Origin of the sequence: Variovorax sp. OV329 (assembly GCF_900114785.1) — a bacterium.
GTDB lineage: Bacteria > Pseudomonadota > Gammaproteobacteria > Burkholderiales > Burkholderiaceae_C > Variovorax.
This window is the reverse complement of the sequence record NZ_FOUG01000007.1, coordinates 60,183-70,982: the sequence shown is the minus strand read 5'-3', so window position 1 is coordinate 70,982 and position 10,800 is coordinate 60,183. Positions and strand designations below refer to the sequence as shown.

Annotated in this window: 13 protein-coding genes; 2 read left to right on the top strand and 11 right to left on the bottom strand. The window is 68.0% G+C overall.

Features of this window, described 5'->3' with window-relative positions; genetic code table 11:
- Positions 1-57: 57 nt before the first annotated feature.
- The 8 genes from tssJ to BM345_RS13635 all read right to left on the bottom strand — a co-directional run bounded on the left by tssJ (position 58) and on the right by BM345_RS13635 (position 6,889).
- Positions 58-1,275, bottom strand: a complete 1,218-nt coding sequence (tssJ, locus tag BM345_RS13665) for a type VI secretion system lipoprotein TssJ (RefSeq protein WP_175545002.1) — start codon at positions 1,273-1,275, stop codon at positions 58-60.
- A 127-nt stretch (positions 1,276-1,402) separates the two neighbouring features.
- Entirely contained in the window at positions 1,403-2,059 is a 657-nt protein-coding gene (locus BM345_RS13660; RefSeq protein WP_139237516.1) for an OmpA family protein, read from the bottom strand.
- Positions 2,060-2,139: 80 nt separating this feature from the next.
- Positions 2,140-2,841 (bottom strand): head GIN domain-containing protein, encoded by a 702-nt coding sequence (locus BM345_RS13655; RefSeq protein WP_093380301.1) that lies wholly within the window; start codon positions 2,839-2,841, stop codon positions 2,140-2,142.
- A 30-nt stretch (positions 2,842-2,871) separates the two neighbouring features.
- On the bottom strand, positions 2,872-3,282 hold the full coding sequence (locus BM345_RS13650; protein WP_093380299.1) for a hypothetical protein: 411 nt from the start codon (positions 3,280-3,282) through the stop codon (positions 2,872-2,874).
- Positions 3,266-4,894, bottom strand: a complete 1,629-nt coding sequence (locus tag BM345_RS13645) for a DUF4384 domain-containing protein (RefSeq protein ID WP_139237515.1) — start codon at positions 4,892-4,894, stop codon at positions 3,266-3,268. Before BM345_RS13645 ends, BM345_RS13650 begins: the two co-directional genes overlap by 17 nt.
- Before the next feature lie 31 nt (positions 4,895-4,925).
- Positions 4,926-5,285: a hypothetical protein gene (locus tag BM345_RS29705; RefSeq protein ID WP_139237514.1), complete on the bottom strand. Its 360-nt coding sequence runs from the start codon at positions 5,283-5,285 to the stop codon at positions 4,926-4,928.
- 220 nt (positions 5,286-5,505) lie between these two features.
- Positions 5,506-6,078 (bottom strand): hypothetical protein, encoded by a 573-nt coding sequence (locus tag BM345_RS13640; protein ID WP_093380296.1) that lies wholly within the window; start codon positions 6,076-6,078, stop codon positions 5,506-5,508.
- Positions 6,079-6,316: 238 nt separating this feature from the next.
- On the bottom strand, positions 6,317-6,889 hold the full coding sequence (locus tag BM345_RS13635; RefSeq protein ID WP_139237513.1) for a hypothetical protein: 573 nt from the start codon (positions 6,887-6,889) through the stop codon (positions 6,317-6,319).
- 220 nt (positions 6,890-7,109) lie between these two features.
- On the opposite strand from BM345_RS13635, the gene BM345_RS13630 reads away from it, so the two are divergent.
- Positions 7,110-7,976 carry an alpha/beta fold hydrolase gene (locus tag BM345_RS13630; protein ID WP_175545001.1) on the top strand — a complete coding sequence of 289 codons (867 nt, stop codon included), beginning with the start codon at positions 7,110-7,112 and terminating at the stop codon, positions 7,974-7,976.
- A 26-nt stretch (positions 7,977-8,002) separates the two neighbouring features.
- On the opposite strand, the gene BM345_RS30120 is transcribed toward BM345_RS13630, so the two are convergent.
- The 3 genes from BM345_RS30120 to BM345_RS13620 all read right to left on the bottom strand — a co-directional run bounded on the left by BM345_RS30120 (position 8,003) and on the right by BM345_RS13620 (position 10,286).
- Complete coding sequence (locus BM345_RS30120; protein WP_175545000.1) at positions 8,003-8,830, bottom strand: caspase family protein; 828 nt, start codon at positions 8,828-8,830, stop codon at positions 8,003-8,005.
- 5 nt (positions 8,831-8,835) lie between these two features.
- Positions 8,836-9,453 (bottom strand): anti-sigma factor family protein, encoded by a 618-nt coding sequence (locus tag BM345_RS30115; protein WP_175544999.1) that lies wholly within the window; start codon positions 9,451-9,453, stop codon positions 8,836-8,838.
- Positions 9,454-9,689: 236 nt separating this feature from the next.
- On the bottom strand, positions 9,690-10,286 hold the full coding sequence (locus BM345_RS13620) for an RNA polymerase sigma factor (RefSeq protein ID WP_175544998.1): 597 nt from the start codon (positions 10,284-10,286) through the stop codon (positions 9,690-9,692).
- A 232-nt stretch (positions 10,287-10,518) separates the two neighbouring features.
- Between BM345_RS13620 and BM345_RS13615 the strand changes: the two genes are divergently transcribed.
- Positions 10,519-10,746 (top strand): hypothetical protein, encoded by a 228-nt coding sequence (locus tag BM345_RS13615; protein ID WP_254789724.1) that lies wholly within the window; start codon positions 10,519-10,521, stop codon positions 10,744-10,746.
- The last annotated feature ends 54 nt before the right edge of the window (positions 10,747-10,800 follow it).

Genomic DNA, 10,800 nt, shown 5'->3' with positions numbered 1-10,800 from the left:
GCAGCGCTCGGGCCGCGGCCGGTTCTCCGACATCCTCCGATCCGCCGTCGGGCTGTTTCACCGCGCCCACCCCATCTGCACCTGGCGTGCCTGTGCGTCGATGCGTGCGCGCGGCGCCAGGCTACCAGCGGGCAAGGGCAGGGTGGCGCGCCACTGCGAATGCTCGATCTCCCGGAAGGCACCGAACACGGCCACGGCGCGTGCGTCGCTGCTCAGCTCCAGGGCGAGCTCGCGTGCTTCGCCGGGACGCAGGTGCAGGCTCTCGCGAACCAGCACGTTGGCGCCCAGCGTGGCCTCGTCGTCGTCGTAGAGGCTGTCGAAACTGGCTTTCTCGAAGCCGCTGGCATCGCGCAGCACATAGACCCGCAGTGCCAGCGAGGCCGAGGCGTTGCGCGCATCGGTGTTCAGGCTGCGCTGCGCCTGCACCAGCAGTTGCAGGCTGCGCTTCGGCCCCGCCAGGGCCGTCGCCGGGGTCGCGCCGGGGTTGAACATGAAGTTCACCACCATCGAGGTGTTGACCCAGGGGATCTGGCGCTGCGCGGTGTCGCGCAGCACCTTGATGCGCACCGACTTCATCATGTCCTCGACCTCGACGCCCACCGAACGCAGCTCGGTCGCGAGGTGACGCGTGTAGACGCTGTTGCCGCCCAGGGGGCCGTCCTCGGCGACCCCGCCGGGGGCGGCGGAAAAGGCGATGAGGGCACCGGGCGCGGCCATCTCGGCCAGGCCGTTGACGTTGCGCCCCGCGCCCTTGCGCGCGGCGAAGGGGTCGTTGCGGCAGGCGTCGATGATGAAGATGCGCGCGCGCGGCCGCACCCGGTCGACATGCGAGAGCAGTGCCTCCTGGACGTCGATGGCCTCGTCGCGCACCTCGGCCTCGTCGCGCAGCGCGATGTCGACCGGCAGCAGGTAGTTGCGACCGCCGATCTGCACCCCGTGGCCGGCGTAGTAGAAGACCGAGGCGACCTGGTCGTCGTCCATCCGCTTTGCAAATTCCCGCAGCACGCGCTTGAAGTCACGGGCGCTGAGATTGAGGTACTCGCCGACTTCGAAGTCCAGGCCGCGCAAGGTCCGTGCGACCAGCCGGGCGTCGTGCTCCGGGTTGTTCAGCGGCATCTCGGGGTAGCGGCCATTGCCGATCACGAGTGCGATCCGGCGTTGCCTGGGCGCTTCGGCCTTCGGCTGGGTCTGCGCGGTGCAGATGCCGCTCAGGACCACCGGTGCGAGGCCGAGGCTGGCAATCAGGCGGCGGCGGCAGGAGAAGATGCTGCGCACCGGCGAGGGGAGAGAAACAGGTTTCGACACAGTGTGAAGCTCTCCACCGGCGATCGCGTCCCATTCTCGGCGCTGCTCGGCGGTGGCACAAGAGGAGGGCGCCGCCCCGGGGCAGGGCGGCATCGGCTCAGGCACCGTGGAACTGCACCCGGCGGTTCACCGCGGCGTTGGGGTTGGCGCCTTCGAGCGGATGGCCTTTGCCGTAGCCGACCGTCTTCAGATGCGCGCGGTCCAGGCCGTGGTAGAGCACCAGGTAGTCGGTCACCGCACGGGCGCGGCCGCGCGACAGCTGCAGGTTGTACTCATCGCTGCCGACGGCATCGGTATGGCCCTCGACGGTGACGATGCTTCCCGGCGGCAGCAGCTTGATGCCTTCTGCCAGCGCGTCGAGCTGTGTGCGTGCGGCTGGAAGGATCTCGGTGGAGTCGAAGGCGAAGCGCACCGGCAGGGACAGGGCCGATGCGTCGGCGACCGTGTCTTCGGGTGCCACCGGCGCGGGCCGCGAGGGGCGCGCAGGCTCGGTCGCCGGGGGAGGCGCAGGCCGGGGAGGGCGCGCCGCGACCTTGGCCATCGACACCGGCGCGGGGGCGGTGGCCTTCGCCGGAATGGCTGCGGGCGCGTCATCGAGCAGGCGGATGCCGCGCGTCCTGCCGAGCACGTCCGCCACGTCCTGCGGGTCCACGACCTGGCCTTCGCGGTAGATGAGCACTTTCTCGGCCTTCACCTGGGGGGCGAGCAGGGCCGCGGCAAGCGCGAGGACGAGGGTGCTGAGGTAGCGGAACATGTCGAACTCCTTGGGCGTTGGCGTTGGCATTGGCGTTGAGGTCGTCGGTAGCCATGGGTTGCGCGAGTCGCCCGGCCGGTTCAATCTTTCTCGACCGAACCGATGCCGCGGATGGAACGCGTCACCGACGGGTCGCCGCGGTAGCGCACATGGCCGACGCCGCCGATGCGCACCGCCAGGGCGGTGCTGGCGGCAAGCTGCACGTCGCCGCTTCCGTCGATGGCCACCTCGGCGCGCTCGCTGGCCAGGCCGGGGGCGACGTAGTTGCCCGAGCCGGTGATGGCCAGCTGCTGCACCGCGACCTTGCCCCCGGCGACCGCGATGTCGCCCGCGCCGCTGATGCGCACGTCCAGGCTGCGCGCGTTGTCCAGGCGGTCGAGGCGCATCGCACCGCCGCCGGCCAGCACCAGGGCGAGCGTGTCGCAGCGCAGCGCCCCGATGCGGATCACGCCGGCGGTGCGCGATTCGAAGGCGCGCAGGTTCTGCACGCCCAGCTTCATCCGGATGGGCTCCTGGGTTTCGATGCGGCCTGGCGCCATTCCGATAAACAGGCGCCGATCGCGAATCTCGGTCGTGATCTTGCGCAGCACCGCCGGCTCGGCCTCGACAGTCAGCGTCTCGCGGCTGCCCTGCTCGATGCTCACTTCGCCGGCGAGGGCGAACACGACTTCGTCGAAATCGGCGACGTGGCGGGTTTCGGTGGCTGCCTGGGCCGGTCCGCAAAGGGCGGCGGCCAGGGCCACGGCGCAGCCGGTGGCCGGCACGCGAGAGAAGCATTTCATGGCGCATCTCCTGGTTTTGCGGCGCGGCCCTCAGCGGGGCAGCGCGAGGTTGGGAGGCGGCGGCGAGGGCCGCGCCAGGCAGGTGGTCCAACCGGCGTCGGAGACGATCAGCGTGCCCCCGTGCCGGTCGAAGGCCACCAGCCTGGCGCCCTGGCGTGTCTCGGGGCTCAGCGTGACCGGGCCCTCGTCGAAAAGCAATCGGCCGTATTGCCAGCAGCGCAATTGGTAGGTGCCCTGCGACTTCTGGCCAGGTGCGGGGTTCTGAGGTGCCACCCGCGGCGCGACTCGGTCGTCGACACCGGTGGCGACACCTGCGGTGGCGCCCTGGGGCAGTTGCAGCAGCACGAGGACGCCGGCGGCCAGGCCGAGCCCGGTCACGGCGGCCAGGCGCAGGCCCAGGCGCTTCGCATGGGCGGGTCGGGATTCATTTGGCTTGTACACGGAGGTTCTCCTGGGCGAGCGTGCCGCCGCTGGCTTTGACGAAGGCGGCGCGGATCACATCGAGCGAGGCGCCGGGCAAGGGTTCGAAGTCGGTGCCCACCAGGGCCTGCGGCAGCGAAGCCACCACGTCACGGGGCGTCGCGAAGCAGGCGATGGTCTCGGAGCCGCCCTTCGAATTCATCGAGAGCTGGAAGCGCATGTCGCCGGGCAGTGCGAGCGTCTGGGACGCGGCGATACGCGAGTCGCGGGCAAAGCGGTTGGGGAAGAAGCGGACCACCTTGGCGTCCTCGTCCTGCAGGTAGCAGTAGACATGCGCGTCCTGGGACGGCGCGAGCGAGAGATTGATCGGCTCCCCGCGGGCAAAGCGCGTCTGCTGCTTCGAGGTCGCTAGCGTCAACTTCAGCGGCGTGGCCGCCGGTGCCGCGGGGCCGGCAGTGGCTGGCGCCGCCGCCGCAGTTGCGGTGGCCGTGGGTGCCGCCGCCGCAGGCGCTGGCGCGGCCGCCGCCACCTGGGCCGGCCCTGCGAAGCGAGCCGGCTGCGCCGGTCGCGGGATCTTCGTGTGGTCGGCGGCCAGGAAGGCGTAGAAGAAGTCCTCGTTGAGCACGGCCTCCCGGCTCAGGCCCAGCGCCGCGCGGTAGTTGGCGATGGCCTCGTCGATGGCTGGATTGAACTCGCCGTCGATCGGGCCGTCGTAGAAGCCGCGGCGGCGCAGCTGGTTCTGGAAATAGGCGATCAGCTCGATGCGCGTCGCGGCCATCGAGTGGTACCAGTCGAACATCTCCAGGCGCGTTTCGTCGTTCGCCTTGGGGTCGGTCACGCCCAGGCAGGTCCAGTAAGGGGTCTTGGTCAGCTTGCCGACGAGTTCGACCGCCGCCAGCTCGACCAGACCGCGCAGCGCCTGCGACTGTCCCTCGGAGCGCGCCAGGGCCATGCTGTAGTTGATGCCGAACTTGTGATACGCGGCATCGCCATCGAAGCCGCTGCCCTGCTTGAGGATCACCACCGAGTTGCGCGAGGTCACGCCGGGCAGCACGGCCATGTCGCTGGTGGTCATCACGCTCAGGTCCAGGGCCAGCATGCTGGAGGCGGCATCCTTGGCGACGCCCAGGTTGAGGTAGGGGAAGATGCCGAAGCCCATGTCCTTCTGGTTCTTGATCAGGTTCTCGTCGAACTGGGAGACGGAGCCCTTGATGTCGTACAGCGGGATCGCCTGGTAGGCCGACGCGCTCTGGGCCGAGGCCAGGAAGGTGACGACGTTCAGCGTGTCCTTGCCGAAGGCCACCAGCCGCACCGCGCGGCTGCGGCGCGACAGGTCCGACACCGAGGTGATCAGCATGTCGCGCGTTCCGGCGTTGAGCTTCTTGGTCTCGTCGGTGATTTCCTCGGTGAGCATGGTCACGTCGCGCACGCCGTAGTCCAGCAGCAGCGTGTCCATGCAACGCAGCGCCTGCGAAAAGCCCGTGATCGAGCGCTGGGGCCGGCTTTCAGGGCCCTTGCGGACTTCCTGGGTCTGCTCGACCGTCGGCTTCTTGACTTCAAGCGTCTGGCAGCCGGTCGCGAGTGCCGCAACAGCGGCAAGGGCAAGGCAGCGCGCGATGGGGGTCGAGTTCATGACTGCTCCGTTGTGCAAGGACTTGGGGCTGTTAGCGGCAGCTGCCGCGGCCGACGATGTTGATGGCATTGGGTGCGAACACGAACACTTCGCGCGGTGCGGCGCCGATGCGCCCGCCGGTGTCGACGTTGCCGATGCTCTGGCTGCCGCAGCTGGACTGGTCGGAGGTGCCCGGCTGCACGCCGAGCTTGCGTTCCTGCTCGTCGGCCTTTCGCTCCTGCGCGGCGATGCGGATCTTCTCCTTGGCGATCCGCGCGCGGAAGTTGGCATCGACGCCAAGCAACTCCTGCCCGGCGAATGCATGGGCGCCGCTGCCCAGGGAGCTGGCGGCGAAGACGATGCGGGCGGCAATGAAGCTGATGCGGGTGGCGCGGACGAGGGTGGCGTTCATGGCGGGGCTCCTGGCTGGAAAGGGTTGCCAGTGCCGGGATGCGCGCTGGCGGTAGGACGTCGATGACTTGCCTTCCGTTCCATGGGTTGCCGCGCGCGGCCGAACGGTTCAAACGAAATTTCGTGTGCAGGCACACTTTTCGAAGCCCATGAAAAAACCCGCCGGCGCGGGTGCGCGGGCGGGTTCGGGGTGAGGCCTGAACGAAGCAGGCTGCAGCAACTTACTTGGCAACGCCAACGGCCTGGTCGGAGCTGGACAGGAAGCCGCTGGCCGAGTTGTTCGAGCCGGTCGCGATCACCGTCGAGTTCTTCAGCACGCCATTGCCTTGCGCGCCGCCGAGTTGCTGGTTCGCCGAGGACAGGAAGCCGCTGGCCGTGTTGTTGGCGCCATTGGCGATCACGGTCGAATTCTCCACCTTGCCGTTGTTCTTGGCGAAACCCACTTCCTGGTTGGCCGAGCTGAGGAAGCCCGAAGCGCGGTTGTTCAGGTTGGTGCCGATGACCGTGCTGTTCTTGATCTGGCCGTTCTGCGTGGCGCGACCGACGCTCTGGTTGGCCGAGGACAGGAAGCCCGAAGCGCTGTTGTTGGCGTTGGTGGAGATCACGGTGCTGTTGGTGATCTTGGCGTTTTGCTCGGCCACGCCGATGTTCTGCTTCGAGCTGGACAGGAAGCCAGACGCGCTGTTGTTGGCACCGTTGGACAGCACGGTCGAGCCCGTGATTTCGCCGGCCATGCAGGCACCGAAGGCGAGACCCAGAGCGACGAAGACGGAAGCTTTGCGAACGACTTGCATGATGAACTCCTCGATGTGGTGACAGGGTTGAGGTGGGGCTTGCGGAATTGCTTGCCTTCCCGCTCAATGGGTTGCGGCGAGTTCGGAATCGGTTCAAACGATTTCTCGGTTGCGTTGAAAAAAATTTCCAGAGAGTCGATGGACCGGAACAGTGCTCGAGGCGCAAAAGAAAAACCCGCCGGCGCGAGTGCGCGGGCGGGTCGGGTGTCTCCCTGAATGGGGAAGGGCAGTACAAGACTTACTTGGCAACGCCGATGCTTTGCTCGGCGGTGGAGAGGAAGCCGCTCGCGGTGTTGGACGAGTTCGTGGCGATCACCGTCGAGTTCCGGAGCACGCCATTGCCTTGCGCGCCGCCGATCTGCTGGTTGGCGGTGGACAGGAAGCCGGAGGCGCGGTTGGTGGCGCCGTTGGCGATCACCGTCGAGTTCTCCACCTTGCCGTTGCCCTTGGCAAAACCCACTTCCTGGTTGGCCGTGCTGAGGAAGCCTGATGCGGCGTTGGTCAGGTTGGTGCCGATGACCGTGCTGTTCTTGATCTCGCCGTTCTGCGTGGCGCGGCCGACGCTCTGGTTGGCCGTCGACAGGAAGCCGGAGGCGCTGTTGCTGGCGTTGGTGGCGATCACGGTGCTGTTGGTGATCTTGCCGTTCTGCTCCGCCACGCCGATGTTCTGGCGCGCCGTTGCCAGGAAGCCGGAGGCGGTGTTGGTCGAGCCGTTGGAAATCACGGTGGAACCCACGATTTCGCCGGCCATGGAGGCAGCGCAGGCGAGACCGAGAGCGACGAGGACGGAAGCTTTGCGAACGACTTGCATGATGAACTCCTTGCGGTGGGTGACAGGGTCTTGGGTGAGGCCCGCGGGATTGCTTGCCTTCCGCCCCATGGGTTGCAACTGGTTCAAAACCGGTTCAAGTTGATTTCGTGCAGGCAGCGCCCCGGCGTAGCATTCGCACGCGATGCCTGAGACTTCGCCCCCTCCACCACGCCTGACGGGCTTGCGTGGCGCATGGAAAGCGCTGCGCAATTTCGGGTTGGTGAGCCTCGGCACGACGGGCACGGCCGAACACGACAGCTTCACGGCCAGCGACGGCCAGGTGGTTCCGGTGTATGTGCTCGGCAAGGGGCCGCCATTGGTGCTGGTGCATGGCGTGGGCTGCTCGCATCGCGACTGGATGCCGGTGGCGCGTCAACTGGCGCGGCGCCACTGCGTGCTGGCCTGGGACGCACGCGGCCATGGCAGCTGCCGGCCGGTGCTCGGCGGCATCACGCTTGCGCGCCTGGCGACCGACCTGGCCGAGATGCTCGACCACTTCGGGCTGCAGCGTTCGGTGCTGGTGGGGCACTCCATGGGGGCGCTCACGCTGATGCAGTATCTGCACCTCTACGGCACGCAACGGGTGGCGGCCGTCGCGCTGGTGGACCAGTCCCCGCGCATCGTGACCGACGAGGAATGGCGCCTGGGGCTCTTTGGCGGCTGCAGCGCGGCGATGCTGTCGGGCCTGATCGCAGGCGCGCGCCGCGACCTGGCCGAGACGCTGCTCAACGAAGTCGGTGCGCTCGGTGGCGATTGGCTCAGGCGGCAGCTGGGAGACCATGCGCCGCTCGGGCGAATGCTGCGCCGGCGCCTGGGCCGCATCGATTTGCAACCGTTGCTGGACCTTGCCGAGTCGATGGCGCAGGCCGACTTCCGCGTCTCGCTGTCGCGCATGGACGCGCCGCTGCTCGTGGTGCTTGGGGCACGCAGCCCGCACTACGCCGGCCTGCCCCTGGACGCCTGGTATCGCGACACCGTGAAGCACGCGCAAGTCCTGGTCTACGCCCATGCGGGCCATTCGCCGCATGTCAGCGAACCCCTGCGCTTCGCGCGCGAGTTGGAGCTTTTCCTGGGCGATCACGCCTGAGCGGCGTCGTCGCTCCGGGCGGCTGCCTATCCGCAGCGCCCCTTGTCGTCCGTCTTGAAGCAGAACTCGGCCGTCAGGCTTGAAGACTCCCAGGGCACCTGGACGCGCCCCGTGTCTTCGGCCACGCCGATGCGCACCCGCTTGAACAGCTGTTCGATCTGCAGCCCTGGCGTCGACAGGTTGGCCAGCAGGTGGCGCGCATAGACGCTGTGCTCGCCGCTGGCACCGTCCAGCGCCACGCCGTTGGGCGCGGTCGAGAAGGCCACCAGCGTGCCCACGGGTGCATCGAGCGTCGCCAGGCCAGCGCGTGTCGCGCCGCGGAATTTCAGGCGGCGCCCGTCCGGCCCCACGATGACGCCGCCGGCAAAGGGGTTCACCCGGCAGGCGTCGAGCACCACGATGTTGACGCCGGAGTTGATGGCACTGAGCCGGTCGACGAACTCGCCGACGTCCGCGCTCTGCCGCTGGATTTCCTCTTCCGACTGCGGATCGGCGTCGATCGGCACCAGGTAGTTGCGGCCTTTGACCTGCACCCCGTGGCCGGCATAGAACAGCAGGCGGACCGAGGCCTTGCGCGCGCGCAGGGAGAACTCGCGCAGCGACTCGATCAGGTCGGGCAGCCGGGTGTTCTGCCGCAGCGTCACGTCGTAGCCCAGGGCGCGCAGCGCCGACGACACCGCGGCAGCGTCACCGGGGGGGTTCTTCAGCGGCGCGGTGCGATAGGCGCCGTTGCCGATCACCAGGGCGATGCGCGATTCGTTGTCGCCGGGAGCGCTGAAGGCGGGCGCGAATCGCAGTGCCGCAGCGCCCATGGTGCAGCGCAGCAGTGCGCGGCGGCTGAGCAGGGTGGCCATGGAAGCTACTCCCGGGGCGGCACGCCCGGCGACAGCGAGGCGGCCTGGACGATGGGGGCGGCCTGGACATGGGCGAGGGCGGCCGCTTCGCTGCCGGCCGGTACGCGCAGGTAGTAGTCGCCAAGCTGGCCCGGGCCGCCAGCCAGTTCGCCCTGGACCTGGACCAGCAGCATGCGGATGTCGGCTTCCTTGGCTTCGGGCGCGAAGCTGACCTTGAGCATCGGCGCTTCCTTGACGGCCACCGCGTGCAGGGCGCGGATCTCGTCGGCGTCCTCGCGGGCGCTGTTCAGGAGGTTCAGGATCACGCCACCCTGGACGGCCACGATCGCCAGCCCGGCGAGCGCATAGGCCGGCCGCATGCCGAAGTTGCCGAAGAAGGCGCCTACGCGCTCGGCAAAGGTCGGGCGATCGCCCTGGATCAGGCGCATGGTGCGCGCCAGGCCGATGGTTGCCGGCACGGGCGGGGTGTTTTCCTGTACGCGCGCCTGCAGCGAGCGGAACCAGTCCAGTTCGCTGCGGGCCTCGGGATTCTGCGCCAGGTAGGCGTCGACCCATGCCTTGTCCTCGGTACCCAGCGAGCCGTTCACGTACCAGGGAAGCAGCTCTTCGAAGCGCTTGTTCATGATGCCTGCGCTCCCGGGTAGAAGGTCGCACCGCCTGGGTGCGCAAACGAAGAAGAGATCTCGACCATGGTGACCACCAGAATTCCTCGGCTCGTGCGAGCCTGTGACTGACTCGACCGGTGTGCGAAACCCCGGTCGACCTGCACGGGACGACATGCCCGTGTCGCGTCTGTGTTGCACGAGAGCGGTGGATGGTTCACATTATTTTTGTGCGCTGGGAACATGAAGCGCAAGCCTCAGGATGCGAACGCACCCTTGGCGTCGGAGGCTGAGCCCTCGCTGCGCAGCAGGGACTCCAGGCATTTCTTGATCTTCTGGCGGGCGTGGAAGAGGCGCGTCTTGACGGTGCCTTCGGGGCAGTTCTGCACCTCGGCCACCTCGGCCAGGCCCATGCCCTCGTAGAACACCAGGTGCATGCATTCCCGATGCTCGTCCGAGAGCTTGCCCATGCAGTGCTGCACGCCTTCGCGCCGCTGCTTGTCCGCGAGCTCCGCATAGGCGTCCGGCGTGTCCGAGGCGGTGGTCTCGGCGATGTCGTCGAGGTCCGCATGCACCTCGTCGGGCCGGCGCGCGCGGTAGACCATCAGGGCCTTGCGCCGCGCGATCCCGATGAGCCAGGTGGAGAACTGCGACTCGCCGCGAAAGCGCTGGGGGAAGCGCCAGACCTCGTACAGGGTGTCCGCCAGGACTTCCTCGGCCCGCGCGTGGTCGTTGAGCATGTTGAGAACGTAGGCGTAGACCCGCTGGCTGAACGCCTTGTACAGCTGGCGAAACGCCGCCTGGTCTTCGCGGCCAATGCGTTCGAGCAGCTTTTTGACCTCGTCGTTGTCCATGCGGGCGGTGGGGGTGACGTGGAGGTCACGCAATATAGCGCCCGGACCCGCGGTGCGGCGATCTCCGTTTGCCGGGATGAGCCACAGCGCGGACCGACCCGCGCCTCGGCAAGCTAGCAAACCCGCACGCGGCCTGTGTTCGGATGTTGCTCGCGTGAGCAACCGTGCCGGGCCTTGCGACAGCCGGCGCCTGGGTCTAAAAAGGGGTTCGATCAGAGGAAGGATCTCGAACATGTCCATGGACTACGCACTGGCACCCGCGGTGCTCGAAAACCCGGGTGGCCTGATGCTGTCGCCGCTGCTGGCCTGGCAATCGGCCGGCGTCTCGATGGCCCTGGAGGCGCAGCAGATGCAGTGGCAGATGATGCTGGGCTGGCAGGACGCGTTCAGCACCATGCAGCGCGACTGGTGGGACGGCTGGATCGCCCGTTTCGGTGGCGGCGTGCCGCTGGACGCCTGACTCACTGACAGCAAGAAAGAAGGCCCCTCGACAGAGGGTGGCGCCCGGTGCGCC